A 24,908-nucleotide genomic window follows, 5' to 3' on the forward strand; every position below is an offset into this window, starting at 1 on the left:
GTCAGGTTGGGCGCATGCCGCTGTTGAGCGAAACTCGACAGCTTTCCGCAACGCGCTGAAAATAATACTGTAAATCCAAAGGTAAGGTGACGCCGTCGAGCAGGCGAAGCAACTGCAAATCGGCGCAGAGAACCAGGTCGATCAGGGATAGGCGGCCCACATAAAAACGTTGTTTGGCAAGCAGTTTGGCTAACGCCGGAAGGCGTCCCCGCTGCGCAAGTTGCTGGTAGCCGCCATAGCGGTCATTCGCCAGGGCTTCCAGGCTTTGGGCAAAACGACGTTCGCTTTCCTGGCGAAAATACTCCAAGTCTTCGGGATCATCCGAGATCTCGGCAAAGGCTGGTTGTACAGGGACCAACAAGCGCTGCAGCAGCGCATCGAGGTCCTGACGCCACTGACAAAAAGCCTGCCACTCCGCCGCTTGGAGTATACCCGTATACAGGGACTCGCCCGCGAGGGCAGCATCGAGAGCGGGGAGTTCGCTGAGCTCCCCAGTCCAGCACCGCTCGCCAATTTGCAGGACGGGTAATCGTGCAAAACCGAGATCGAAGGCGATTGCCAGATCTTGCAGGGGGCGGGCTTCTGCCTGGTAGCTGCAATCCTTGGCGCCAAGCAATAGGCGCAGGCGGAGTGCCTGAGGGTCGGACCAATGAAAATACAGTACGGGTTCAGACAAGTTCGGCGTGCTCCAGAACGGCAGCCCATTGCGTTTCGCTGATGGGCAGAATGGACAGTCGGTTGCCTTTTCGTACCAGGGGGCTGTCGGCAAATACCGGCCACTGGCGCAGTTCTTCCAGGGAGATTACCTTGGCAAAGCGGGCACGAAAGCCAACATCCACCAGATCCCAGCGTGGCTGCTCGGGGCGGGAGTTTGGGTCGAAATATTTGCTGCGTGGGTCAAATTGGGTAGGGTCGGGATGGGCACTGCTGCGCACTTCTGCTAGGCCCACGATTCCCGGCACCGGAACCCGGGAGTGATACAGGAAAATGCCATCGCCAACCTGCATGGAGCGGAGAAAGTTGCGTGCCTGATAATTGCGAATGCCGTCCCAAGGTTCTTTGCCGCGCGCGGCCAAATCATCCAGAGAAAAGGCTTCCGGCTCGGTTTTCATCAACCAGTAGGCCATTGGCTAGGACTCCAGCGCCACGGGCTGACCCAGCCGTTGCTGGAGAATCCTGCCGAGATAGGCGGGGAGGGTCTGCCCCGAGCGGGAATCCACCCAGCTGCCGGCAGCGTTCCGGTCGAAGCGCGCCGGGCCGTCACTGCAGGCCAGCCAGATCTGTTCGACGGCTTCTTGCCGATTAAGGATGATTTCGCTGTCATCGGGCAGCCGCAGGGAGAGCACGCTATCGATGAGATCGGCCTCGACTTCCGGGGCCTGCGCCTCGATTTGCTCGAGAAGCCCTTGTAAACATTCCTCTACGGCTGCAGCAAAACTCTGGGTCATCGTGATCTCCTTTCGCGCCATGATCGCCTGCCCGGCTCTGGGGAGCAAGTGTTTGCGGTTCCCGAACGTAGCCAGATGCGCTGTTCCTTGCGCAGAATGGGGCGACTGCTGGCATGCAGAATGAGTCCGCTGCCCTCCGGATGCGGCTGCAGGTGGCCGCGCGCCAGCAGATGGCGGAAGACTTGTTGCCAGTCGCGCGGCGGCAAACGTCGCCCAATGCCAAAGACCTGCAAGCGATGATGCTGGGCCTGACGGACCCGCGGCGTGTCGCGGCCAATGAGAATATCGATGAGATGTTGCACGCCGCAGCGCTGGCCACTGCGGTACGCCGCCGAGAGGGCCATCTGCGCTGCCTCGCTGGCATCCCAGAGGGGCGGCGCGTGCAGGCAGTTGTCACAATTGCCGCAGGGTTGGTCGAGCTTCTCGCCAAAATAGCCGAGTAGTTTCTGGCGCCGGCAACCGACCTCCTCGGTCAGATCCAGCATGGCTTGCAGTCGCTCTTCCTCGGCACATCGCTGTTCGCTGCTTGCCCCCGATTGCTGAATCATCTGCCGCAGCAGCAGCAGATCCTGCAGGCTATAGTGCATCCAGGCTTCTGCCGGCTTGCCATCGCGGCCAGCGCGCCCGGTCTCCTGATAGTAGGCCTCGATGCTCTTCGGCAGATTGAGATGGGCGACGAAGCGCACATCGGCCTTATCAATACCCATGCCGAAGGCAATGGTGGCGACCATGATCTGGATCTTGCCGCTAAGGAAGTCGATTTGATGGGCACTGCGCTGGTCGGCGGGCAAGCCGGCGTGGTAGGGCTGCGCGCGATAGCCCACGCTTTGTAACCAGCTTGCCGTTTCCTCGACCTTACGGCGGGACAGGCAATACACGATGCCAGCACCGCGCTGCCGCCGCAGAAACTCAGCGAGGGCTTCGCGCGCGCCGCTACCCTGCTCGATGCGGTAGCGGATATTGGGCCGGTCGAAGGATTGCACGAATACCTGGGCGTTGCCGAGAGCAAGGGATTGTTGAATTTCGGCACGGCTGGCGAGGTCGGCGCTGGCCGTCAGGGCAATGCGAGGTACGCCGGGAAACAAGGCACGCAGGCGCCCCAATTGGCGATATTCTGGGCGGAAATGGTGGCCCCACTGGGCCACGCAATGCGCCTCATCGATGGCGAAGAGGCTGATGGATAGTTCGCGGAGGAGCCGCAGCATGCGTTCCTGCAGCAGTCGCTCCGGGGCACAGTAGAGGATGCGCAGTGCCCCGGCGCGGAGTCGGTGTTCTATGGCGTCCGGAGCGTTTGCTGCCGAGTGTAAGGCGGCTGCCGCAATGCCCCGCCGTTGCAGGGCCTGGACCTGATCATCCATCAGGGCAATGAGGGGCGAGATGACGATGGCGGTCCCTGGTCGCGCCAGCGCCGGTATTTGGTAGCAAAGCGATTTGCCGCCTCCGGTGGGCATCAATACCAGGGCATCACCGCCGCCAATCAGGCGCGTTACGATGGCGTCCTGTGGGGGACGGAACTCCCGGTGACCAAAGGCCTCGCGCAGGATTTTCTGCGCTTGCGCCAGGGCGAGATCAGGGGACGAACTGGGTATCACGGATACCACGGACGAGATTGGCAGCGGCGAGCAGGGTGCAACTGCTGGCCCAGATGAGAGCGGGGAAGAGAAATAGCAGGAAAATCAGGGTGAGGGTGTCGGCAAGGGCGGGATTGTGGAGAATGCTCGTGCCGATGAGCAGCCCCGCTAGGGCCGAGAAAATCATGGCAAGGAATAGGGCGATAGCCGCCAACACCAGTCCCACCAGTAGCGGAAAAAACAGCCAGCCGAGACGATCCCCAAGCAAGCGGCTCGCGCTGCGTAAGGCATCACGCGTACCCAGACCGTAGGCTGCGTAGAGCGCATAGGTATACTGAAAGAACGTGCCAACGAGAAAGGAAACCACCAGCGTGACCCAGAATGCCGGGCGTTGCAGGATGGTGAGGGCCATTGCCGGATCGTTGTGTCCCTGCAGCGCAAGATAGCCCGAAGACTGTAACAACAGCACGTTGATGATGGCAGGTGGCAGGGCAAGAAGCCAGGCATCGCGCTCGCGTAGACTCCAGAAGGGTGCCAGCGCTTCATAGGGGCGGCCGGCACTGGCCAGGGCGATGGCACGAAAAAAGCCGATCAGCAGCACATTCGTCCACAGGCTCTCGAGGATTGTCCAAAGGATGCGCAGGGCGGCGGCCTGCTGCGCAGCAATGCCGAGGAGTACAAAACCGAACAGTGCAATCAGGCCGAGGAGCAGGAGATTGAGAGAGAGCCCCCAGAAGTGGGTGCGCAGGATCTTACCGGCACCGGAAAACACTTGACCCACCCCCACTCGAGTGGCACTAAAGAGAGCTTCAGGCATGGCGAATAGTCTCCAGTTCTACGCTGATGGATGGGACTGGGATCGTGGAAAGGTCGTTACACTGGATTTGGACGATGGTGGCGGGATCTCGATCGATGCGCGCCGCGCTAAGCTGGCGCCCCCACACGCAGCCACTGTCCAGGGCCAGCAGACGCTCCTGGACCAGTAAACCTTGGGTGGCCCAGTGCCCGCAGACGAATTTTCCCGCAGGCTGTTGCGCAAAGTAGCGCTCGTGCCAGGGAAGGTAACTGGTATCCGGCGCCTCATTGGTCCAGGAATAAAGACCATCTTCACGCACCCAGCGCGCTCGGGTGAGGACGGCGACACGAAAGCGCTGGGCATCCGCCTCGCTGCGGCAGTCAGCCCAGCGCCGCGGCGCCTCGCTTTCCCAAAGTCCTCTCAGAAAGCGCTTCCAGTTCTTGCCGCTGAGGGCACGCTGGACTTCCTCGGCATGGCCAGCCGCGTCGGCTAGGCTCCATTCGGCATCGACAGCGGCGTGAACCAGATTCCAGGGCAGTTTACCATCGCTATAGAAGAGCGGCTGCTGGCGGAGCCAATGAAAATAGTCGTCAGCCCTGCGGTCGCTGAGGAGGGCGGCCAGGGTGTCGCTCTTTTTGGCTTTGCCGATTCCAGCCCAGCGACTGATGGCATAGAGGTCGTGGTTGCCCAGGACCAGGCGGATCCCGTTCTGCTGCGCATAGGCCCAAGCGAGGGTCGCGTGGCTCTGCGGGCCGCGATTGAGGAGATCGCCAGCGAGCCACAGAAAGTCATAACTACCAACCTGCGACAATAGCTGCTCCAATGCAGAAAAACAGCCCTGCACATCGCCGATTGCATAGGTCCCGTTTGGGGTGTCGACAAAATCGTTACTCAAAAACTGATCACCTGATCGCTGCTTTTCATGCTGCGCACGAGAGTCGCCATATTGCCAATCTTTACGCCCGGCAGGAAGGGGTCCCCCGCGTCGTTGGGCAAGACAATGACATGGATTTCGCCGCCGAGCTCGCGAATCTCTGCCAGCAGATCGTGATGCACTGCATGCGCAGTCTGAGCCCCCGAACGCAAGACCTCAACCGCCGCCTCCAGGAAGAAAACTTTGACTTGAATGTCGTCGGCAAGGGCGGCAATAGCGGTGCGCAAGGCGTGCAGTACCGGGTTGCTCTCGCTGCCGGCGACAGAACGGATCAGAACCGTCCATTGCATAGCGTTTTCGGGTCTTTGCATGGCTGCGATCCTCCGTTGCGGGCGAGGGCATGGAAAGATCTTCGCATCCCTGCTGTTTCCTTGAGTGTAGCAAACATTTACTGCCCTCGCGGCGACGTGGCGATTTGCTGTCGGAGTAGGTACACTGGCGCCATTGTTTTTCTGAATCACAAAGGGCAATACCCATGGCGGCAAATATGGCAGAGCAAGAACCAGTATTCATGATCGAGCGGATTTACGTGAAGGACCTTTCTTTTGAGTCACCGAACGCGCCGCAAAGCTTTACCATGGCGGAGGCGCCTTCCGTGGATGTCGGCCTGAACACGGAAACCCATGAAGTGCCCGGATCGCCAGATCTGGTCGAAGTGGTGTTGACGGTCACGGTGAATGCCAAGAGCGCGGACAGCACCTATTTTGCTGTCGAGGTTCAGCAGGGCGGACTGTTCCGCATGCAGAACATCCCGGCGGAGCATCAACCCATCCTCCTTGCCGTACATTGCCCGACCATCCTCTTTCCCTATGCTCGTGAGGCGGTGGCAGACTTAGTTGGACGCGGGGGGTTCCAGCCGCTGCATCTGCACCCGGTGAATTTCGAGGCGCTCTATCAGCAGGCGCAGCTCGAACAAAGTCAGCACACCACCCAGTAATTATGGTAGTACGAACGGTGCTTGGGGCCGGTCATTGGGGCACGGCCCTCGCCGTTACCCTGGCCCGTCGCGGTGACCAGGTGCGCCTATGGGGTCGATCACTGGATGCTTCGGCTTCCGGCCCCGCGAGCCTGCCCCATTTTCCGCAGCTTTCTCGCCCTGAGAATCTGCTCCTTACCCACGATTGGCAGAAGGCCCTGCAGGCTAGTCGGGAGCTGGTGATTGCGCTCCCCAGCCATGCTGTACGTGATGCCTTGCGCAAACTACGCCCTTCGCTGCCAAGGGATGTCGCGCTGACGCTGGCAAGCAAGGGATTGGAGCGCGACAGTCAAGCCCGGCTGGATGAGGTTTTCGCTCAGGAAATTCCAGAATGGTCCTGGGGAGTTCTCTCCGGCCCCAGTTTTGCCAGTGATCTCGCTTGTGGAAGACCGCTCGCCATCACCCTGGCTAGCGATTCCCCTCGCTATTTGGATACCTGGGCTCCTGCATGGCGTTCCGAGCAGTTGCGCATCTACCCGAGCTCGGATGTTGCTGGTGTCTGTCTGGCTGGTGCCATCAAAAATGTCCTCGCCATTGCCGCCGGAATTTCCGATGGGCTGGGGAATGGTGACAGCGCCCGTGCCGCATTGATTACCCGTGGTCTGGCGGAATTGCTGCGCCTGGGAGTGGCGCTGGGCGGTCAGGCCGATACCTTTTTTGGGCTGGCTGGCGCGGGGGATCTGATTCTTACGGCGAGCAGTGACCTTTCCCGGAATCGGCGGCTGGGGCTAGGTATTGGTGCCGGAAAATCACCCGCGCGGGTGCTGCAGGAGCTCGGCGAAGAGGTAGAAGGATGGCGCAGCAGTCATGCTCTGTATCATCTGGCGCTGGCGCGGGGAATCGAGATGCCCATCGTCACCGAAGTCTATCGTGTCCTCCACGCGGGTCGCTCCGCCGCGGAGGCTTCCCGTGCCCTGATGCAACGTGGGCAGGGTGAGGCCAACTGAAATTGGCCATGTTGCGCTTGCCTGGCGGTTCGGATCTGCAACGACGGATCCCTTTTGCGCCCTTCCGCACCATTGGCATTCTGCTGGTCCAATTCGTGGTCTTTGCGTTGTTGCTGCTGGGGGTGTTGCTGGTGCACACCAATCAGGATCTGGCAAAACTGAAAATCTACACGGCGAACATGATCCGCATTGGCGAAATCAACCGTGATTGCAGTTTGGCATGGCGCCAACACGGTGCCCAGGCAGCCATGCAGGTACTGGCCCGTGAATTGCAGGATTTGCCCCCTGGCTTTGCCGCCGAGGGTGGCGAAGCGCAACTGCAACAGTTGCAGGCATTGTCGGCGCGCGGAGACCCTGTCGATTTGCCCCAGGTCTTTGCCAATCTCAGTGCCTGGAATCTCGCCGCCCACCTGCACGGGCGGGGCCTGGTGCTTGCCGCCGGTCATGACTCGCGCTACACCCTGATCGGTTCGGTGATTGCCCTGATCGCCTTCATGATCTTCGTCATCGTCACCCTGATCTTTTTCCGTACGCGCATCTTGAGTCCGTTGCGACGTTTGCAGGCGGCCATGGGTTCCCTGGAGTTGGGCGGCTTCCAACGGGTAGGAGAAGGGCACGCGGACCCAGGCATTGTTCCTTTGCTGCACTTCTATAACCAGATGGTGGGACGCCTGGAAGAGCTGGAACGGCAACGCCGCCGCTATCTGCAAGATCTGCAACAGGAGGTGCACGAGGCAGCCAGCACCCTGATGGCACAGCAGGCGGCAATGACCCGTTCCGAGCGCATGGCAGCGGTGGGCGAGGCAGCCGCCGCTTTTGCCCATGAACTACGCAATCCACTGGCTGGACTGCAGGTTGGCTGCGCCAACATTCGTCGGGAAATCCTCGATCCCGAGCTGGATGCCAGGCTGGCGCTGATGGAAGAGGAACTGCGGCGGGTCAGCCGCCTCCTCGATCAACAGCTGCGCGGTGCCCGGCAGGCAGGCGAGTCTGCGCAATGGGTGCAGCCCGGCGAGGTTGTGGAGGCACTGTTGAATCTCCTGCAGTACCAGTTACCGCTGCAAATCCGCTTACGGCTTGACGTCGCGCCGGATCTGGGGGGGTGCCTGCTGCCGGTGGACCAGTTCCGGCAAGCATTACTCAATCTGGTGCTCAATGCCCGGCAGGCCCTCGATGCCCAGGCTGGGGAAATCACGGTGGCGCTGTCGCGCGCCGAGGGCGGCCGTATTCGTTTGGTAGTGGGCGACGATGGACCGGGGTTACCGGCCAATCTTCTGCGCGATGGTATCCGTCCCTTTGCCAGTGCCCGCGAGCATGGCACCGGCCTGGGACTGGCCATGGTGCGGCGATTCGTGCGCAGCCTGGGAGGAGAGGTGCAGCTTGCCAATCGACCCCAGGGTGGCGCTGAGGTTACCCTGCTGATCCCTTGCCCCGCTCAAGTAGAGGAGAATTCCCATGGCTGATCCCCTGCTGATCATCGAAGACGAGATCTTTCTGGGGCGGGAAATGCGCCGCTACTTTGAGAAGGAGGGCTGGCAGGTATTCTGGGCGGAGCGTTTGGCAGATGCCGAACAGTTGCTCAATGACGACCTCAATCCCATGGTCACCCTGGCCGACCTCAACCTGCCGGACGGCAACAGTCTGGATTTGCTCGACCGCTCCCGCGAGAAGGGTCTGCAGGGCGAGTGGATCTTTTTGACCGCCTACGGCAGCGTTCCGGATTCCGTGCGTGCCCTCCGGCTCGGGGCCTATGACTTTCTCGAGAAACCCTGCGAGATGGAACGTCTGGCCATGGTGGTGCGTTCTGCCGGGCGCGCCGCTCGGGCGCAGCGGCGGGTGGCGGACGACACCAGCCAGCATAGCCGCCGCTATGGTCCTTCCGCCTTTCTGGGAACGAGCATGGCGGCGCAGCGGGTGCGCGAAATTCTCCAGCGTCTGGCGCAGGTTCCCTACAGTGGTCTGATCATTTCGGGGGAAACGGGTACCGGCAAGGGCCTGGCAGCACGCATCCTGCACTACAGTGGATTACGACGCGAAGGGCCGATGGTAGAGATCAACTGCGCTGCCTTGCCGCGCGAACTTCTCGAATCCGAACTCTTTGGCTATGAGGCTGGGGCATTCACCGGCGCTACCTCCCGTCATCGCGGCTTGGTGGAGCAGGCGAATGGTGGAAGCCTGTTTCTCGATGAAATTTCCGAGATGGATCTCGATCTGCAGGCCAAACTGCTCAAGGTGATCGAGGACCGCAGTTTGCGGCGTCTGGGCGCCGATCGCAGCATTCAGGTGGATGTCCGTTTTCTGGCCGCCAGTAACCGAGATCTCGATGCGCTGGTGGCGGAGGGACGTTTCCGTGCCGATCTCTACCATCGTCTCAGTGTCGTCCGCCTCGCTTTGCCTGTCCTGCGCGATCGCAAGGAAGATCTGCAGGAGCTCGTGCCGCATTTCGTGGCGGAGTTCAACGCGCATGCCGGCAAGCGGGTACGTCACATCAGCCCGGCGGTCTGGGCGGCCCTGGAGGGCTACGACTGGCCGGGCAACGTCCGCGAGCTGCGCAATGTGGTTGAACGTGGCGTACTGTTTTCAGAAGGAGAGGATCTACCTCTGGAATGGCTGCAACTGCCGGGAATGAGCGCTGCAGGACATTGTCCGGCACCGGGTAGCTGCCCCTTGGATGATCGGCAGCAGATCATCCTGCCCATCGATGGCAGCATGGATCTCGACAGCATGGAGCGGGAGATCCTCGCCCGGGTGTTGCAGTCCACCGATCACAACGTCACCCAGGCGGCACGTATTCTGGGTACCACGCGCGAGACGCTACGCTACCGTATCCGCAAGTATGGCCTGGCGAATGAGGAGCTCTGAGCTGTTTCGACTGTGGAAACTTGCGCGGGCGGCTCCGGGCGTTTACAGTCCCGCCTTAATTCCTTCGGCATGGACGTAGAATGACCGATAATATTGCCCCAGCGCTGGCCCCAGGAATCATCGATCGGGAAGCCGCCCTGCGCTATCAGACAGCGAGCCTGCAGCGCGTTTCGCGAACCTTTGCCCTGACCATTCCGCGTCTGCCGGCTGGATTGCAGGAGACGGTAGGCAACGGCTACCTGCTCTGCCGTATCGCCGACACCATCGAGGATGATCCGCGGCTTGACTGGGAGGCTAAGGCGCGCTGGCAAAAGGTTTTCCTTGCGGTCTTGCGCAGGGAGACGCCGGCAGAGGAGTTTGCTAGCGGTTTTGCCCGGGAGATGGCAGCAGAGATGCCCGAAGGCGAACATGACCTGATTGCCAATACTCCCTCGGTCGTGTCGTTGACCCACTCCTTCAACTCCGTGCAGCAAAGTGCTCTCATTCGCTGTGTCGAAATCATGGGTGAGGGGATGGCGGAATTCCAACGTCGGGCCTCGCGTGACGGTTTGCGGGATCAGGCCGACATGGACCACTATTGCTATGTGGTTGCCGGTGTCGTCGGCGAGATGCTCACCACCCTGTTCGTGGAGGAGGAGCCGCGGATGCTCGCCGGCGGCGCGGATCTACCGGGGCTCGCGGTATCGTTTGGCCAGGGCCTGCAGATGACCAATATTCTGAAAGACCTGTGGACGGATTGGGGACGGGGAGTGCTCTGGTTGCCCCAGGATCGCCTCCGCGCCCACGGTCTGGCGCCGGGGCAATTGCACCCGGGTATGAGCCATCCCGGGTTCACAGCCTTGTTGACGGAGATGATCGCGTTGGCAGCGCAGCACCTGCGCAACGCCCTGACCTTTACGCTACAGATCCCTGCCGAGCAGACTGGGATGCGGGATTTTTGTCTCTGGGCCATCGCCATGGCCGTGTTGACCTTGCGTCGCATTGCGGAAAACCCCAGCTTTTGTAGTGCCGACGAGGTCAAGATCAGCCGGGATACGGTGCGCAATGTCGTCTTGCTGTCGCGTCTGCTGCATCGCTTCGATCCCTTGCTGGATCTGACCTTTCGGGTGGCCGTCAAGCGTCTGCCGCAGGGGCAGATATGTTGATGCCCAGCGCCCGCTACGGAGTGGCGCGGCAGTTGCATGCGCCCCTGGAAAGAGCGATTGCAGCGGCACGCGCCGCACTCCGCAGGCGGCAGGCGGAAGATGGACACTGGTGCTTTGAGTTTGAAGCGGACTGCACCATTCCCGCCGAATATATCCTGATGATGCACTACATGGACGAAATCGACGTCCCCTTGCAGCGCAAGATTGCGGTGTATCTGCGGCGGCACCAGGCAGAGCATGGTGGTTGGCCTCTCTATTATGGTGGCGACTTCGACATGAGTGCCTCGGTAAAGGCCTACTATGCCCTCAAGCTTGCCGGAGACGCCCCCGAGGCAACGCATATGCGTCGGGCGCGGGCGGCCATTCTCGCGCACGGGGGAGCAGAGCACGCCAATGTCTTCACCCGCATCACCCTGGCTTTGTTCCGCCAGGTACCTTGGCGCGCCGTCCCCTTCATCCCCGTGGAAATCCTGCTCTTTCCCCGCTGGTTTCCGATGCACATCTACAAGGTGGCATCGTGGTCGCGCACGGTCATGGTGCCTCTCTTCATCCTTTGCAGTCTCAAGGCGCAGGCGAAGAATCCCACGGGTATCGGTATCGAAGAACTCTTTCGCGAGAAGCCATTCGCAATCCGTGACTATTTTGTCTGTGCACGCAAAGGTATTGTTGCGCGGGTGTTTCTCGCCGGAGATCGTCTTGGGCGGGCACTCGAGCCATTCATTCCCGGCGTTCTGCGACGAGCTGCCATCCGTCGCGCCGAGGCCTGGTTTACCGCACGTCTGAATGGAGTGCATGGGGTGAATGGCATATTTCCCGCCATGGTCAACGCCCACGAGGCCCTCGCCCTGCTGGGATATGCGGAAGACCACCCGTACCGACAACAGACGGGGCAGGCCTTGCGTAATCTGCTCGTCGAAGGCGTCCATGAGGCCTATTGCCAGCCCTGCGTCTCCCCGGTCTGGGACACCTGCTGGGGGCTGCGCGCCCTGCTCGAGATTGCGCCCGAGCCTGACGAAAATGCTTTGGCTGCCATGCGTTGGCTCCTCGACCGGCAGATCACCGATGCTCCGGGAGACTGGCAGTTTAGTCGCCCAGATCTGCCAGGTGGTGGCTGGGCTTTTCAGTACGAAAATTCTTATTATCCGGACCTGGATGATACGGCAGCGGTGGCCTGGACTTTGCTCCTGGCTGGTCGGACGGAAGACCGACCAGCGCTGGAACGGGCCGCAGACTGGCTGGTGGGTATGCAGTCACGCAATGGCGGTTTTGGCGCCTATGATGTCGATAATACCCACTACTATCTGAATGAGATTCCTTTTGCCGATCACAAAGCGCTGCTGGACCCGCCGACGGCCGATGTCAGTGGGCGGGTATTGACCTTTCTTGCTGCCCTCGCGCGTCCCCAGGACCGACCGGCCATCGAACGGCTCGTGCACTACCTGTTGGCGCAACAGGAGGCCAATGGCTCCTGGTTTGGTCGCTGGGGCACCAATTACATCTATGGTACCTGGTCGGTGCTCCTGGCGTTTTCCGAGTTGGGGGACAGCGCCCTGCAGCCCGCGATGCGACGGGCCGCGGATTGGCTGCGGAGTGTGCAGCAGGCGGACGGAGGTTGGGGCGAGAGCAACGACTCCTATCTCGATCCTGGGCTCGCCGGTCAGGGGCAAGCGTCGACGGCGGCCCACACGGCCTGGGCCTGTCTGGCCCTGATGGCGGCGGGTGACAGCAACAGCGAGGCCCTGCGGCGCGGCATCCAGTGGCTGCAGGAACAGCAGAGTGAAGATGGCGAATGGCACGATCCCTGGTTCAACGCCCCTGGCTTCCCGCGAGTTTTCTACATTACCTACCACGGGTACAAACTGTATTTCCCTTTATGGGCTCTCAGCCGCTATCAAAACCTGCAGGCCGGCGTCTAGGTCTGGTCGTTGCCCTGGCGGTCGAGGCCAAGGCATTGGGTCTGCCAGCCTCGCCCATGGGTAAGGTGCACTCCTGCACGGGTGGGCATCTTGCCGTTCTTTCCGGGATGGGCCCCGAGGCCGCAGCAGAGGCGGGTCGCGCGCTTCTGGCAGCGGGGGCCGAGGCCCTGCTGAGTGTAGGCACCGCCGGCGCCTTGCGGGGGGACTTGCAAGCGGGCGATCTTTGTATTCCCCGGAAGATTCTCTGGCGGGAGGCCGCGTACTCTGCGGATGAAGCTTTGGCAAGTCATTTTCTCGCCCAGCATCCGCAGGCACGGCGGGAGGACTTGCTGTCGCTTGCCCAGATGCTGGTCGATCGGCAAAGCAAAACGGCCTATGCGCAACAGGCGCTCGCCGTGGATATGGAGAGTGGCGCGCTAGCCGCATTGGCAAAGGCCGAGGGGGTTCCCTTTCTTGCCTTGCGCGTTATCGTTGACAGTGTCGATGCCGTCGTGCCGGACGCCGTGCGCTTCGGCGTCGATGCCGTCGGTACCCCGCGTTTACCCGGGTTTCTTTGGCAATTGCTGCGTCGTCCGCAAGATCTGCCGCGGCTGCTCAGGCTCGGCGGACAAATGCAGCGGGCCGCTGCCACCCTGCGGCAACTGCGCAGCGAATGGGAAAGTGGAGAATTGCGATGCGGGCACTGATTACCGGCGCCTCTGGTTTTGTGGGTGCAGCAGTATTGCGGCGCTTGACCCTGGAGGGAGTCCCGGTGCGCGTGCTGGCGCGCGCCGGCGCGGATGACAGCGCGTGGAAAACTTTGCCGGACGTCGAACGGGTGGAGGGCGATCTCTGTGATCCGGCCAGCCTGCAGCGGGCGGTGGCGGGCTGCCGTTGGGTCTTCCATGTAGCCGCGGATTATCGCCTCTGGGTACCGGATCCCGAACCCATGTATCAGGCCAATGTCGCTGGGACCGAGGCGTTGCTGCGCGCCGCCCTGGATGCCGGCGTGGAACGTATCGTCTACACCAGCAGCGTCGCGGTGCTGGGCCTGCGCGACGATGGGCAAGCGAGCGATGAAGACACTCCATCCACTCTCGCCGACATGATCGGTCATTACAAACGCAGCAAGTTTCTGGCTGAGGAGCGGGTGCGCGCCTTGTGTCGTGAGGAGGGCGCGCCGATCGTCATCGTCAATCCCTCCACCCCCATTGGTCCCGAGGATCGCAAGCCGACGCCGACCGGGCGCATGGTGCTCGAGGCGGCAGCCGGGCGTATGCCCGCTTATGTCGATACCGGCCTCAACGTCGTGCATGTGGATGATGTAGCGCTGGGGCATTGGCTTGCCTTGCAGCAGGGGAAGCCGGGCGAACGCTATATTCTCGGGGGTGACAATCTGTCGCTGCAGGCCATCCTCACCCGCATCAGCGGCTTGACGGGGCGACCCTCGCCGCGCCTGCGTCTGCCGCGTCGCCTGTTGTACCCGATAGCCTGGGGCTCCGAGGCCTGGGTGCGCTGGCGTGGCCGCGGCTTGCCGCTGGTCAGTACGGATGAGTTGCGTATGGCCGCACATCGCATGTATTTCGACTCGCGCAAAGCCGAACAGCAGCTTGGCTATACCCATCGCCCGGCGGAGGAGGCCTTGCGCGATGCCGTGGCCTGGTTTGCCGAGCATCGCTACTTCTGACCTCGTGCTGATCGCTGCGTACTTTTTTGCTGCAATCGCTGGCGTTTCCTGCATCTACTGGGCCCTCGCCTGGTGGCAGATGGAAACTTGGCGTCCGCAGTTACCCGAGGACGCAGGGCCGCTTTCATCGCCGGACGCATTTGGGGTCAGTATCATCAAGCCCTTGCACGGTGTGGAGCCGGAGCTTTCCGCCAACCTGCAGAGTTTTCTGACGCAGCACTATCCTCGTTTCGAGATGATTTGCGGGGTTCAGGATTCTGTCGATCCTGTTTTGCCGCTCCTTGATGGATTCCGGAGACAACCGGAGCTGCGGGTCGTGCAACACACAACGACCCTGGGCAGTAACCCCAAGGTCAACAATCTGGCGGGTATCATTGCCCAGGCGAGTTATCCGGTTTTGGTACTGGCCGACGCGGACATTCGCGTCGGACCGGGCTATTTGGCGTGTCTGGTGCGCGAGCTGAACCTGCCCCAGGTGGGGGTGATCAGCTGTCTCTATCGGGCGCGCCCCATTTCCGGTTTTTCCGCGCAGCTCTTGGCGGTGCAGATTCAAGAGCATTTTTTGCCGTCGGTGCGCCTTGCCGCAGCGCTCGGGCCCAATATTTATTGCGGTGGCGCAACGATTGCCGTGCGCCGCGAGTCGTTCGATGCGCTCGGTGGCTGTGCCGCCCTCGCCAATGAACTGGCTGATGACTATGCTCTGGGAGCCCGGATACGCGCCTTGGGTTACCGCAGCGCGCTGAGCAACTACGTGGTCGAGACGCTGGTGGCAGAAGACGGATTCCTGGCCTTCTACGCCCACGCCCTGCGCTGGGCGCGCACTACCCGCGCCGTGCAACCCTGGGGACATGCCTTTTCGTTTTTGACCTATCCGCTTCCTCTGGTACTGATGGCTGCGGCATTTTGGCAGGGATGGGCCTGGAGTGCGGTGGCGCTGGTCGCGTGCCTGCGCCTCGTGTACCATTGGCGGATTGGACGAAAATTGCGATCGCCATTGTCGGCGACGGCGGTGATGCTGGCGGACATCCTGGGTCTGTGGATTTGGGCGCATGCGCAAATCGCCGGAAAGGTACGCTGGCGAGGTCGCAATTTTTCCATCGATGCCCACGGGCAAATGCATGACGGAGTACAGTGATGACCATGAAAACCTTGTTCCTGCAGGCGCCTTCCTTTGAAGGGTTTGATGGGGGAGCGGGCTCCCGCTACCAGGCCAAGCGCGAAATTCGCTCTTTCTGGTTTCCCACCTGGTTGGCCCAGCCGGCGGCCATGATTCCCGGCAGTCGTTTACTCGACGCCCCGCCGGCCGATATCACTGTGGAAGAAACCCTGCGCATTGCTGCCGGCTATGAGTTGTGCATCATGCACACCAGTACTCCTTCCTTTCCTTCCGACGTCCGCATGGCGGAAATGCTCAAGGCGCATTATCCCAAGATGATGATCGGCCTGGTGGGTGCCAAGGTTGCCGTGGAGCCCGAGGAGTCCCTGCAGGCATCGCCAGCCATCGATTTCGTGGCGCGGGAAGAGTTCGATTATACGCTGAAGGAGGTCGCCGAGGGGCGTCCGCTGGCGGAAGTGGACGGTATCAACTACCGCGACAGCAATGGATTACTGGTGCGCACTCCCGATCGCGCCATGATCGAGGATATGGATGCCTTGCCCTTCGTTTCAGAAGTATACAAGCGCGACTTGCACATCGAGGACTACTTCATCGGCTACCTGAAGCACCCCTACATCTCTTTTTACACCGGGCGTGGCTGTCGCTCCCAGTGCACCTTCTGCCTCTGGCCGCAGACGGTCGGTGGTCATCGCTACCGCACCCGCAGTGCCGCCAGTGTCATCGAGGAAGTGAAGTATATCCAGAAGGCCTTCCCGCAGGTGCAGGAAGTCTTTTTCGATGATGATACCTTTACCGACGATCGTCCGCGTGCGGAGGAGATCGCCCGTGGCCTCGGCAAGCTCGGCGTCACCTGGTCCTGCAACGCCAAGGCCAACGTCCCCTACGAGACTCTCAAGGTGCTGCGCGATAATGGCCTGCGCCTGCTGCTGGTCGGCTACGAGTCGGGCAACCAGCAGATTCTCAACAACATCAAGAAAGGCCTGAAGGTAGAGGCGGCGCGTAAGTTCACCGCCGACTGCCACAAGCTCGGCATCGCCATCCATGGCACCTTCATTTTGGGATTGCCTGGCGAAACCAAAGAGACGATTCAGCAAACCATCCAGTTCGCCAAGGAAATCAATCCGCATACCATTCAGGTTTCCCTGGCGGCGCCGTACCCCGGCACCTACCTCTACAACCAGGCCAAGGAACAGGGCTGGCTTACCGAAGAGGATGAGGCGCATATGGTCAATGATCGAGGGGTGCAGATCAGCCCCATGAGTTACCCTCACCTCAATCACACCGAAATTTTTGATTCCGTCGAGGTGATGTACAAGAAGTTCTACTTCCGCGCCGGCAAGATCGCGGAAATCACCGGAGAGATGCTGCGCAGTTCACAAATGATGAAACGCCGTCTGCGGGAGGGGGTGGAGTTTGTGCGCTTTCTTCGTCAGCGGCATGGCTGAGTGTGGCGAACGAACGAAAAGTCATTTTCAATGCAGATGATTTCGGCCTGGATGCTTCCGTAAATGCTGCAGTTGCGTCTGCGCATCAATACGGGGTGCTCAATAGCGCAAGTCTGATGGTCTCGGCCGCGGCGGCTTCTGAGGCCATTCAGCTTGCGCGGAATCTGCCTGATCTTGGAGTTGGTTTGCATTTGACCCTGGTGGATGGTTATCCGGTATTGCCTGCGGCGCAGGTTCCTGATCTGGTCGATGCCCATGGGCGTTTTGCCGCTGACCTTTGGCGTCGCGGCGTGCGCTATTTTTTTCTGCCGCGGGTGCGGCGCCAGCTTGCAGCCGAAATCGCCGCTCAATACGCGGCCTTTGCCGACAGCGGTCTGCATCTCGATCATGTGAACGCGCACAAGCACTTGCACGCCCATCCTACCGTGTTGCACCTACTCATCGAAATTGGCAAGCGCTTTGCCTTGCGTGCGGTACGCATTCCGCGGGAGCCGTTGGCACTGGCGCGGCAGCTGGCGCCAGTGACGGGTAGCGCTGCATTGGGCGCGCGCTTATTACTGCCCTGGGTTGCGCGCATGCGGCACGTCATCCGCTCGCAAGGGCTCTTCTGCAACGATCTCTTGCTGGGTCTGCAGTCCACCGGACAGATGGACGCTGACCGACTGCAGCGTGCCCTCGCCGTGGTCCCGGCAGGGCAGGTAACGGAGCTGTATTTTCACCCCGCGCAGGAACAGACTACGCAACTGCGGCAACTGATGCCAGACTATCGGCCCGCGGCAGAGTGGCGGGCGCTCTGTGCGCCGGAACTCGCGGCAAATCTACGCGCCCAGGGTATTCGTACCGGAACCTATCATGATTTCGCCTGCGGCTGAGCGCTTTCTCGCGCGCATTGGCGAGTGGTACATGCGCCACATTTGTATGCTCATGGCCTTCTCGGTGCGCCATGCCAAAGCGGTTTTTCTCTTTTTTGTCCTCCTGCTCCTGGTGGCGCTCGCCTACATTGCCACCCATTTCGCGATGAATACCAACACTAGCGATGTGTTGTCTCATGATCTGCCGTTTCAGAAACGCGAAATCGCCTACAAAAAGGTCTTTCCCCAGGACCGCGACAGTATCGTCGTCGTTCTGCAGGGAAAGGACGCGAGCGCGACGGCGAACGCTGTCGGGCGTCTACAAAGCTGGCTGGAGGCGCATCCCAAATATTTCCGCAGTGTTTATGTGCCGGGCGGTGGCAAATTCTTCGCCCAGAATGGCTTGCTCTATCTCTCCGAGCAGCAGGTGCGGGAGTTTGCGCAGCGGATCACGGTGGCGCAGCCATTGATTGCCAGTCTTTCTGCCAACCCCAGTCTGGCAGGTATGAGTGATCTGCTTACAGAGGCAGCGCAGCAGAGTCTGCACGGCAACGTCGATGTTCAAGGTCTCGTACCCGTATACGATGCCTTTGCGCAAAGTATCGATGCGCAGCTGACCGGACATCCGCGGCAGATCGATTGGGCCAAGTTGATGGGTGGCGGTTTGGGACATCTGGGACCCCAGCAGCGCTTTGTCATTATCGAGCCAACTCTGAATTATGGCAGTCTGCAGCCAGCCGAGGCCTCTATCCAGTTCTTACGCAAGGGTCTGGAGACCTTGCACATCAACGCGGCGCATGGGCTGAAGGTGGGGATCACCGGCCAGGCAGTACTGGATGCAGAGCAACTGAAAACGGTCAGCGAAGGGGCGTTTACCTCGCTGGCCATCACTTTCGGTCTGGAGATCTTGCTTCTCATCATTGCGTTGCGCAGCGCCCGTCTGGTCGTTGGCGTGCTCGTCAATCTCATCGCGGGTATCGTTCTCACTACCGCCTGGGCATTGCTGGTGATTGGGCCGTTCAACCTGATTTCTGTGTCTTTTGCCATCTTATTCATTGGCTTGGGTGTCGATTTTGGTATCCAGTTCAGCCTGCGTTTTCGCGAGGAACTCTTCAACGGTGCAAGCCACGAAGAGGCGATGAAGCGCGTTTCCCGTGGTCTGGGCGCAGCCCTGTCACTTGCAGCAGTCGCGGCAGCTATCAGTTTTTTCGCCTTTGTGCCCACCAGTTATGCCGGCATTGTCGATCTGGGGCTGGTTTCCGGCGCCAGCATGTTGATTGGACTATTCCTCACCCTTACCCTGCTGCCGGCCTTTCTCACCATCTGGCGGCTCTCGGCAACGGCGCGGAAACACGTAGATTTTCCCCACTTTCATCGGGTGCCTACCCTGGCGCGGCATCCCATTCACCGCTACGCCTGGATGATACTGGCAGTGGTTGCCGTGCTTGCGGTCGCGGCGATACCAGCCGCGCTACAGGTTCGTTTTGACTTCAATCCGCTACACATGATCGATCAGCATGCGGAGGGGGTAAAGGTTTTTGAGGAATTGCTTGCCAATCCGGATACGGCACCCTATCGCATCGAGGTCCTTGCAAAAAATCTGGACGAGGCAAAAGCCATCGCCAAGCGACTAGAAAAGGTACCGACGGTTGCCCGGGCGTTGACCATTGCCGACTATGTCCCGCAAGACCAGGGCCCAAAACTCGCTATACTCAATAACCTGCAGATCCTCGTACCACCATTCTCGCTATTGATGCCTGCCAGTTTGACGCCGCCAGCGCCGGATACGACCCAAAAGATGGAGAAGCTACAGAAGAATTTGCAGGAGCTGGCAGCTAAGGACAAGGGCACGCAAGGACGGGCGGCCGGCAACCTGGCGAACGCTCTGGGGCGATTCCTGGCCGCAAATGCGCAGAATCCTCAGGCGCTGGCGTCGCTGCAGAGTTCTTTACTTGGCACTTTGCCAGACGAACTGCATCAGTTGGGCGAGGCGCTCCTGGCCTCGCGGGTAAGCATCGACAATTTGCCGACGGACTTACGCAGTCGCTACCTTGCCGCTGATGGGCAGGCGCGGGTAGAAGTCTTTCCCAAGGCGGATCTGACCAATAATCAGAAGATGCTGCAATTTGTCTCCACGGTACTGCAGGCGGAGCCGCGTGCCGTTGGCGCGCCGGTGATGTTGGTGCAAGGTGGAGAGGCGGTATTGGGCGCCTTTCAGGAGGCGACCTACATCGCCATTGTGGGTATCGCGCTACTGCTTTTGCTGTCGCTGCGCCGTTACCGCGACATGTTGCTGATCGTTTTGCCTTTGCTGTTGGCAGCGCTGTTTACAGTGGCTGCAATGTCACTATTGGGCGTCAGTTTCAATCTCGGCAATATCATCGTCTTGCCGCTCCTCATTGGTCTCGGGGTGGCATTTGGTATCTACATCGTGTTGCGTTGGCGTAGTGGGGTCGATGCTGCCCATCTATTGCAAACGTCAACGCCCATGGCGGTATTTTTCAGTGGCCTCACTACCCTCAGTGCCTTTGGCAGTATGGCGCTGTCCGTCGACCCGGGCATGGCGAGCTTGGGGGACGCCCTGAGTATCGCTCTCGCGGTGGTCCTGCTCTGCATTCTGGTCGTGCTGCCAGCACTGCTGCTCCTCTTTACCCCCTCACCGCGTGAGGAAGGAATTGCCCAGGATGAGGGCAGCTAATCTTTCTTCTTTCTCTCACCGGGGCATAGGCAGCGCCGCGCTGCTTTCCCTCGGGCTCCTGTTCTCCGTCTGGCTGGTCTGGCACGAGGGGGCACGGGGAATATTTTCCATATTGCAGCAAAGCTCCTGGCTGGTCTGGTTGCTGTTGCCCGCCCATGCCTTGGTGATCGGTTTGGATGCGATGAGTTGGCGCTGGCTCCTCGCCTCGGTGCCCGGGCGCCCGGCCTTGTCTAGGTTGACCTGGCTGGCCCTGCTGCGCGAGGCTGTCAATGGCCTACTGCCCGTTGCCCGTGTGGGCGGCGAATTTGTCGGTATCCGCCTACTGGCACGTATGGGTGTTTCGCTGGTGCAGGCAGCGGCCAGCGTGGTGGTAGAGGTCAGTCTGACCTTGCTCAGTCAGTTTTTCTTCGCTGTCCTTGGTTTCTTCCTTTTGCTGCACTGGGCCGTTGATCTGCAGATCCGTAGGGATATCTTTTTTGCTCTGCTCGCGGTCTTGCCGGTCTTGGCTTTGTTGTTCTGGTTCCAGGGTCGCGTCGGCCTCTTTCATATGTTACATACAATGTTGGGTCGCGTAAGTGGCGGCCGAGATTTTTCGGTCCTGATTGGCGAACCGCGGCAACTAGACGCAGAGATTCTGCACATTTATCGGCGGCGCTGGACATTGCTCTGGGCAAACTTCTGGCAATTGGCGGGGCTTTTTGCCGGTGCTGGTGAACTCTGGCTGAGTTTCTTGCTCCTGCAACACCCTATTCCCGTGTCTGCTGCCGTACTTCTGGAGAGTTTGGGGCAAGCCCTGAGAAGTGTGGCATTCTTCATGCCTGCAGCGCTGGGCGTGCAGGAAGGGGGGTTCGTCCTGTTTGGCGCGATCATCGGCGTTGGACCGGAGCTGGCCCTGGCCTATTCGCTCCTGCGCCGTTTTCGCGAACTGGCACTGGGAATCCCCTTGTTGCTTTCCTGGTATCTTTGGGAGGGCCAAGGCTTGCGAAAAAAATGGTTAGGAAGACAATGGTCTCAAGAGGAGGGCGTATGAGCGCAGCAGTAGTGGGGGGGATGACCGCGCAGGGCCATCGGGAACTGTTTTGTGAGTTTTTTCACGCCACCCATATCGACTTCGATCCGGCCCGGATCGACTGGCCTGATCTGGATCCTGCGGCGGAGCAGCGCTTGAAGTCCCTGCCGTTTTGGGGAGAAGCCGTGGCCACGGAGAGTGTGACTGCGCGAATGGTGCAGCACATGGCCGATGCCGAGGCGGATCCTCTGGTCAAGGCAGCAATTGCCCTGGACGGTTTTGAGGAGCGCCGGCACGCCGAGCTCTTGCAAGCGTTGGTGAATCACTACGGCATTGCGATTCCTCCCATGCCGACGCCACCACCCATTCGTGATCCGTATTGGGAATTCCTCTTTACCGGTTATGGGGAATGTCTCGACTCGTATTTCGCCTTTGGTCTCTTTGCGGCGGCGCGCGATTCGGGCTTTTTTCCGGAGGCGTTGGTAAAGATTTTTGACCCGATCATGCAAGAGGAAGCGCGGCATATCATTTTCTTTATCAATTGGTTACATTGGTACCGTCAGCAACTTCCCTGGTGGAAAAAGATTCAGCTGGAATATCGACGCCTCCAAGTGATCGCTCTGCAGGCCTGGGCACGCATCCAGACGGCGCGCGGGATGGATAATGGGGGAGAGGAAAACTTTACGATGACTGGGCATGAGCAAGTCAGTCAGGACATGAGTCTCACCAAGCTCCTTGCCCTCTGCCGCAGCGAAAACGAGCGACGCTTTGCCCCGTATGACGCGCGTTTGCTGCGCCCCAAGCTGGCTCCGCGTATCGCCAACTTTCTGTTTTTCTTTCTATCGCGCAGAAAAGCGGCGTAACGAAAAGGTGCTTGGGTAACATACGCTACGGTATGTTATACTTAACACATGAATTCGATTGCCCGGGCATAGAACCCCCGAGGAAAGGAGTAGGCTGAAAATGGCAGTGCCACTTGTTCAGAGTTATCGCGTAGGCCGGTATATCATCGGGCAGAAGTTGCGTGGTAACCGCCGTTATCCCTTGGTGCTCATGCTGGAGCCACTGTTTCGTTGTAATCTGGCCTGTTCCGGTTGCGGCAAGATCGATTACCCCGATGAGATTCTGGATAAGAGACTTTCCGTGGAAGAATGTATCGGTGCGGCGGAGGAGTGCGGTGCGCCCATCGTCTCCATCGCCGGCGGGGAGCCGCTCATCCACAAGGATATGCCCGAGATCGTTGCCGGCCTCGTGCAACGTAAACGCTTTGTGTACCTGTGTACCAATGCCCTGCTGCTGAAGAAGCGTATGGAAGACTATCAACCGTCGCCCTACCTGACCTTCTCGGTACACTTGGACGGCAATGAGCATCGTCATGATGATTCCGTCTGTCAGCCGGGAACCTACAAGCGAGCGGCGGCAGCCATTCGTGAGGCGGTGGAAAAGGGTTTCCGGGTGACGGTCAACTGCACCCTGTTTCAGGGCGAGGGTGCGGAGGAGGTCGCAAACTTCCTGGATGACTGTAAAGCGCTTGGCGTGGAGGGGGTGACGATCTCTCCCGGCTTCAATTATGAGCGTGCGCCGCAGCAGGAAGTCTTCATCAAGCGGCAGGCGTCACGGCAGCTCTTTCGCGACATCTTCCGTATTGGCAAGGAGCGCAAGGCCAAGTGGAAGTTCAATCAGTCCAGCCTGTTTCTGGATTTCCTTGCCGGTAATCAGACCTATCAATGCACGCCTTGGGGAAATCCGACGCGCAACATTTTCGGCTGGCAGAAGCCCTGTTATCTCCTCGTCAGCGAAGGCTATGCCCCTAGTTTTCGTGCGCTGATGGAGGATACTCCATGGGAGCGTTACGGGGTGGGAAACAACAGCAAGTGCGACCAGTGTCAGGTGCACTCGGGTTTTGAGCCAACGGCGGTGAACGATACCTTTGCGCATCCACTCAAAGCACTGCGGGTGTCTTTGTTTGGGCCGAAGACTCGGGGTCCGATGGCGCCAGACATGCCTTCCAGCCCTCCGAACCCGGGATCGGAAAGACCTGTGTTTCCATTACGGGTAGAGCGCTGATTCGCTGAAGTGCTTGCAAAGGAGATTTTTATGTTTCGTAGCATCCGGTTGATCCTGCCAGTCTTGGCTCTAGGCTTGGTCTCCGCGGGCAGTTCTGTTGCCTGGGCAGATGCGGCCAGCGGTCAGACGGCGGCAGTAAGCAGTCCCAAGGCGACGATCGAGAATCTGGATAATGCCCTCATCGCCACCATGAAGGCCGGCAAAGATGCCGGTTATCAGGGGCGGTACAAGATTATCGCCCCTGTGGTGGAGAAGACCTTTGATTTTCAGCGGATTGGCGAGCTGGCGTTGGGAACGGATTGGGGCAAGCTCAATGCGGATCAGCAAAAGCAGTTTGTGAAAGTACTTGGCGAGTATACCGCCGCTACCTACGCTGGCCGTTTTGATGGTTACAATGGCGAGCACTTTGCCGTTGTCGAGGCGCAGCAGTTACGCCCAGGCACCATGGGGGTTTTTACGACCTTCACGATGAAAAACGGCCGGGTGCATCGCTTTGACTACCTGCTTGAGCAGGCTGATGGAAAAGATTGGAAAATCATAAACGTGGTCGCGGATGGTGTCAGCGATCTATCGATGAAGCGTTCGGAATATACGACAATGATCAAGAGCAAGGGTTTCCCGGCACTGCTTGCGCATCTGCGGAAGGAAATCCAGGCCTACGCATCCGGTACTAAATCGTGATCGTCCGCCGTCTAGCTCTTCTGCTCGGTCTCGTTGCGTCCCTTGGCTTGAGCGGCTGCGCGACCATGCATGGTCCCTCGAGTGCTTCTTCTGGGGCAACTGATCCCCTCGAGCCGGTCAACAAGCCCATCTTCAATGCCAATCTTTGGCTGTTCCGCAATGTTCTCGGCCCTGTAAATCAGGGCTATGAAGCCGTTACCCCCAAGTTTTTCCGCACCAGTGTCAGCAATGTCTTCGCCAATGCCGACATGCCCTATATCTTCCTCAACGATTTCCTGCAAGGACGGGTACAGCCGGGAATGGAAGGCCTGAGCCGTTTTCTGGTCAATACCATTTTCGGCTTGGGCGGCATTTTTGATGTCGCCAATAAGCTCGATCTTCCCAAGCAGGATAATGGCTTTGGCGTGACGCTGGGGGTATGGGGAGTGCCACAGGGACCGTATCTGGTCTTGCCGTTTTATGGTCCCAGTTCGCTGCGCAACCTGCCCGGTATGGCTCTGGCGATTTTTGTTGCGCCCCCGTATTATTTTCCGAGCAGCAATGCGCAATGGGCCTGGGGCGGGATGGGTGTGATCAACACCGGTCATGTGGATGCGCCACAGGTGAAGATGGTGGAGGATGCCGTCAACCCGTATGTCTTTGCCCGCAATGCCTGGGAGCAGCATGAACAGTTCCTGATCGATGGCGGCAAGGTCAACAAGAATCAGTTGTTGGAGGGTTTGGATTTGCCGCCGACCGCAGGGACGGCTTCCGCTGCCAACGTACCGTAAAGGGAGAAA

General features: G+C 59.8%; 24 protein-coding genes. 17 read left to right on the plus strand and 7 right to left on the minus strand.

The features are described from left to right. Position 1 precedes the first annotated feature (1 nt). From MQE22_RS03645 to MQE22_RS03675, 7 genes are read right to left on the minus strand one after another with little or no spacing between them, the layout of a single operon-like run. Positions 2-676, minus strand: coding sequence for a glutathione S-transferase family protein (locus tag MQE22_RS03645; protein ID WP_215871003.1), 675 nt, complete (start codon positions 674-676; stop codon positions 2-4). After that, positions 669-1,127, minus strand: coding sequence for an EVE domain-containing protein (locus tag MQE22_RS03650; protein ID WP_215871004.1), 459 nt, complete (start codon positions 1,125-1,127; stop codon positions 669-671). Before MQE22_RS03650 ends, MQE22_RS03645 begins: the two co-directional genes overlap by 8 nt. 3 nt (positions 1,128-1,130) lie before the next feature. Next, positions 1,131-1,448 (minus strand): iron donor protein CyaY, encoded by a 318-nt coding sequence (cyaY, locus tag MQE22_RS03655; protein ID WP_215871005.1) that lies wholly within the window; start codon positions 1,446-1,448, stop codon positions 1,131-1,133. Next, positions 1,445-3,040: a DNA helicase RecQ gene (gene recQ / locus MQE22_RS03660; RefSeq protein ID WP_255790120.1), complete on the minus strand. Its 1,596-nt coding sequence runs from the start codon at positions 3,038-3,040 to the stop codon at positions 1,445-1,447. Before recQ ends, cyaY begins: the two co-directional genes overlap by 4 nt. Beyond that, entirely contained in the window at positions 3,018-3,836 is an 819-nt protein-coding gene (locus tag MQE22_RS03665; RefSeq protein ID WP_215871006.1) for a hypothetical protein, read from the minus strand. Before MQE22_RS03665 ends, recQ begins: the two co-directional genes overlap by 23 nt. Beyond that, positions 3,829-4,710 carry a symmetrical bis(5'-nucleosyl)-tetraphosphatase gene (locus tag MQE22_RS03670; protein ID WP_215871007.1) on the minus strand — a complete coding sequence of 294 codons (882 nt, stop codon included), beginning with the start codon at positions 4,708-4,710 and terminating at the stop codon, positions 3,829-3,831. The genes MQE22_RS03665 and MQE22_RS03670 overlap by 8 nt, the downstream gene beginning before the upstream one ends. Beyond that, positions 4,707-5,060: a DsrE family protein gene (locus MQE22_RS03675; RefSeq protein WP_226826967.1), complete on the minus strand. Its 354-nt coding sequence runs from the start codon at positions 5,058-5,060 to the stop codon at positions 4,707-4,709. Before MQE22_RS03675 ends, MQE22_RS03670 begins: the two co-directional genes overlap by 4 nt. A gap of 176 nt (positions 5,061-5,236) precedes the next feature. On the opposite strand from MQE22_RS03675, the gene secB reads away from it, so the two are divergent. The 17 genes from secB to MQE22_RS03760 all read left to right on the plus strand — a co-directional run bounded on the left by secB (position 5,237) and on the right by MQE22_RS03760 (position 24,899). Further along, positions 5,237-5,686 (plus strand): protein-export chaperone SecB, encoded by a 450-nt coding sequence (gene secB, locus MQE22_RS03680; RefSeq protein ID WP_215872399.1) that lies wholly within the window; start codon positions 5,237-5,239, stop codon positions 5,684-5,686. A gap of 2 nt (positions 5,687-5,688) precedes the next feature. Next, on the plus strand, positions 5,689-6,672 hold the full coding sequence (locus MQE22_RS03685) for an NAD(P)H-dependent glycerol-3-phosphate dehydrogenase (RefSeq protein ID WP_215872400.1): 984 nt from the start codon (positions 5,689-5,691) through the stop codon (positions 6,670-6,672). 8 nt (positions 6,673-6,680) lie between these two features. Continuing rightward, positions 6,681-8,135 carry a sensor histidine kinase gene (locus MQE22_RS03690; RefSeq protein ID WP_226826965.1) on the plus strand — a complete coding sequence of 485 codons (1,455 nt, stop codon included), beginning with the start codon at positions 6,681-6,683 and terminating at the stop codon, positions 8,133-8,135. Next, positions 8,128-9,534, plus strand: a complete 1,407-nt coding sequence (locus tag MQE22_RS03695; RefSeq protein ID WP_215872402.1) for a sigma-54-dependent transcriptional regulator — start codon at positions 8,128-8,130, stop codon at positions 9,532-9,534. Before MQE22_RS03690 ends, MQE22_RS03695 begins: the two co-directional genes overlap by 8 nt. A gap of 80 nt (positions 9,535-9,614) precedes the next feature. Beyond that, positions 9,615-10,679 carry a phytoene/squalene synthase family protein gene (locus MQE22_RS03700; protein WP_215872403.1) on the plus strand — a complete coding sequence of 355 codons (1,065 nt, stop codon included), beginning with the start codon at positions 9,615-9,617 and terminating at the stop codon, positions 10,677-10,679. Then, positions 10,673-12,595, plus strand: coding sequence for a squalene--hopene cyclase (gene shc, locus MQE22_RS03705; RefSeq protein ID WP_215872404.1), 1,923 nt, complete (start codon positions 10,673-10,675; stop codon positions 12,593-12,595). Before MQE22_RS03700 ends, shc begins: the two co-directional genes overlap by 7 nt. After that, the gene (locus MQE22_RS03710; protein WP_215872405.1) at positions 12,553-13,281 is read left to right on the plus strand and encodes a phosphorylase family protein; all 729 of its coding nucleotides are present in this window, start codon (positions 12,553-12,555) and stop codon (positions 13,279-13,281) included. The genes shc and MQE22_RS03710 overlap by 43 nt, the downstream gene beginning before the upstream one ends. After that, on the plus strand, positions 13,269-14,261 hold the full coding sequence (gene hpnA, locus MQE22_RS03715; RefSeq protein ID WP_215872406.1) for a hopanoid-associated sugar epimerase: 993 nt from the start codon (positions 13,269-13,271) through the stop codon (positions 14,259-14,261). Before MQE22_RS03710 ends, hpnA begins: the two co-directional genes overlap by 13 nt. Then, positions 14,224-15,396: a bacteriohopanetetrol glucosamine biosynthesis glycosyltransferase HpnI gene (hpnI, locus tag MQE22_RS03720; RefSeq protein ID WP_215872407.1), complete on the plus strand. Its 1,173-nt coding sequence runs from the start codon at positions 14,224-14,226 to the stop codon at positions 15,394-15,396. Before hpnA ends, hpnI begins: the two co-directional genes overlap by 38 nt. Beyond that, positions 15,396-16,823: a hopanoid biosynthesis associated radical SAM protein HpnJ gene (gene hpnJ, locus MQE22_RS03725; protein WP_215872408.1), complete on the plus strand. Its 1,428-nt coding sequence runs from the start codon at positions 15,396-15,398 to the stop codon at positions 16,821-16,823. The genes hpnI and hpnJ overlap by 1 nt, the downstream gene beginning before the upstream one ends. A gap of 2 nt (positions 16,824-16,825) precedes the next feature. Further along, entirely contained in the window at positions 16,826-17,695 is an 870-nt protein-coding gene (hpnK, locus tag MQE22_RS03730) for a hopanoid biosynthesis-associated protein HpnK (RefSeq protein ID WP_255790127.1), read from the plus strand. Beyond that, positions 17,676-20,372, plus strand: a complete 2,697-nt coding sequence (locus MQE22_RS03735) for an MMPL family transporter (RefSeq protein WP_215872409.1) — start codon at positions 17,676-17,678, stop codon at positions 20,370-20,372. The genes hpnK and MQE22_RS03735 overlap by 20 nt, the downstream gene beginning before the upstream one ends. Further along, positions 20,359-21,402, plus strand: coding sequence for a lysylphosphatidylglycerol synthase domain-containing protein (locus MQE22_RS03740; protein WP_215872410.1), 1,044 nt, complete (start codon positions 20,359-20,361; stop codon positions 21,400-21,402). The genes MQE22_RS03735 and MQE22_RS03740 overlap by 14 nt, the downstream gene beginning before the upstream one ends. Beyond that, complete coding sequence (locus MQE22_RS03745) at positions 21,399-22,244, plus strand: ferritin-like domain-containing protein (RefSeq protein WP_215872411.1); 846 nt, start codon at positions 21,399-21,401, stop codon at positions 22,242-22,244. Before MQE22_RS03740 ends, MQE22_RS03745 begins: the two co-directional genes overlap by 4 nt. A gap of 100 nt (positions 22,245-22,344) precedes the next feature. Then, entirely contained in the window at positions 22,345-23,448 is a 1,104-nt protein-coding gene (hpnH, locus tag MQE22_RS03750; RefSeq protein WP_215872412.1) for an adenosyl-hopene transferase HpnH, read from the plus strand. Between the two features lie 30 nt (positions 23,449-23,478). Continuing rightward, positions 23,479-24,129 carry an ABC transporter substrate-binding protein gene (locus MQE22_RS03755; protein ID WP_215872413.1) on the plus strand — a complete coding sequence of 217 codons (651 nt, stop codon included), beginning with the start codon at positions 23,479-23,481 and terminating at the stop codon, positions 24,127-24,129. After that, a complete protein-coding gene (locus tag MQE22_RS03760; RefSeq protein ID WP_319643724.1) occupies positions 24,126-24,899 on the plus strand; it encodes an MlaA family lipoprotein in 774 nt (257 codons plus the stop codon). Before MQE22_RS03755 ends, MQE22_RS03760 begins: the two co-directional genes overlap by 4 nt. Positions 24,900-24,908: the final 9 nt, after the last annotated feature.

Origin of the sequence: Acidithiobacillus sp. YTS05, assembly GCF_024396695.1 — a bacterium.
In the GTDB taxonomy this organism is placed as follows: domain Bacteria; phylum Pseudomonadota; class Gammaproteobacteria; order Acidithiobacillales; family Acidithiobacillaceae; genus Igneacidithiobacillus; species Igneacidithiobacillus copahuensis.

What these genes read in the sequence shown, in the direction of transcription:
- MQE22_RS03675 (WP_226826967.1), bottom strand. Translation starts at nt 5,060, where the DNA reads ATGCAAAGACCCGAAAACGCTATGCAATGGACGGTTCTGATCCGTTCT.
- MQE22_RS03665 (WP_215871006.1), bottom strand. Translation starts at nt 3,836, where the DNA reads ATGCCTGAAGCTCTCTTTAGTGCCACTCGAGTGGGGGTGGGTCAAGTG.
- MQE22_RS03740 (WP_215872410.1), top strand. Translation starts at nt 20,359, where the DNA reads ATGAGGGCAGCTAATCTTTCTTCTTTCTCTCACCGGGGCATAGGCAGC.
- cyaY (WP_215871005.1), bottom strand. Translation starts at nt 1,448, where the DNA reads ATGACCCAGAGTTTTGCTGCAGCCGTAGAGGAATGTTTACAAGGGCTT.
- shc (WP_215872404.1), top strand. Translation starts at nt 10,673, where the DNA reads ATGTTGATGCCCAGCGCCCGCTACGGAGTGGCGCGGCAGTTGCATGCG.
- secB (WP_215872399.1), top strand. Translation starts at nt 5,237, where the DNA reads ATGGCAGAGCAAGAACCAGTATTCATGATCGAGCGGATTTACGTGAAG.
- MQE22_RS03710 (WP_215872405.1), top strand. Translation starts at nt 12,553, where the DNA reads ATGGGCTCTCAGCCGCTATCAAAACCTGCAGGCCGGCGTCTAGGTCTG.
- MQE22_RS03755 (WP_215872413.1), top strand. Translation starts at nt 23,479, where the DNA reads ATGTTTCGTAGCATCCGGTTGATCCTGCCAGTCTTGGCTCTAGGCTTG.
- MQE22_RS03700 (WP_215872403.1), top strand. Translation starts at nt 9,615, where the DNA reads ATGACCGATAATATTGCCCCAGCGCTGGCCCCAGGAATCATCGATCGG.
- MQE22_RS03735 (WP_215872409.1), top strand. Translation starts at nt 17,676, where the DNA reads ATGATTTCGCCTGCGGCTGAGCGCTTTCTCGCGCGCATTGGCGAGTGG.
- MQE22_RS03745 (WP_215872411.1), top strand. Translation starts at nt 21,399, where the DNA reads ATGAGCGCAGCAGTAGTGGGGGGGATGACCGCGCAGGGCCATCGGGAA.
- hpnH (WP_215872412.1), top strand. Translation starts at nt 22,345, where the DNA reads ATGGCAGTGCCACTTGTTCAGAGTTATCGCGTAGGCCGGTATATCATC.
- MQE22_RS03695 (WP_215872402.1), top strand. Translation starts at nt 8,128, where the DNA reads ATGGCTGATCCCCTGCTGATCATCGAAGACGAGATCTTTCTGGGGCGG.
- hpnA (WP_215872406.1), top strand. Translation starts at nt 13,269, where the DNA reads ATGCGGGCACTGATTACCGGCGCCTCTGGTTTTGTGGGTGCAGCAGTA.
- MQE22_RS03685 (WP_215872400.1), top strand. Translation starts at nt 5,689, where the DNA reads ATGGTAGTACGAACGGTGCTTGGGGCCGGTCATTGGGGCACGGCCCTC.
- MQE22_RS03690 (WP_226826965.1), top strand. Translation starts at nt 6,681, where the DNA reads ATGTTGCGCTTGCCTGGCGGTTCGGATCTGCAACGACGGATCCCTTTT.
- hpnJ (WP_215872408.1), top strand. Translation starts at nt 15,396, where the DNA reads ATGACCATGAAAACCTTGTTCCTGCAGGCGCCTTCCTTTGAAGGGTTT.
- MQE22_RS03650 (WP_215871004.1), bottom strand. Translation starts at nt 1,127, where the DNA reads ATGGCCTACTGGTTGATGAAAACCGAGCCGGAAGCCTTTTCTCTGGAT.
- hpnI (WP_215872407.1), top strand. Translation starts at nt 14,224, where the DNA reads ATGCCGTGGCCTGGTTTGCCGAGCATCGCTACTTCTGACCTCGTGCTG.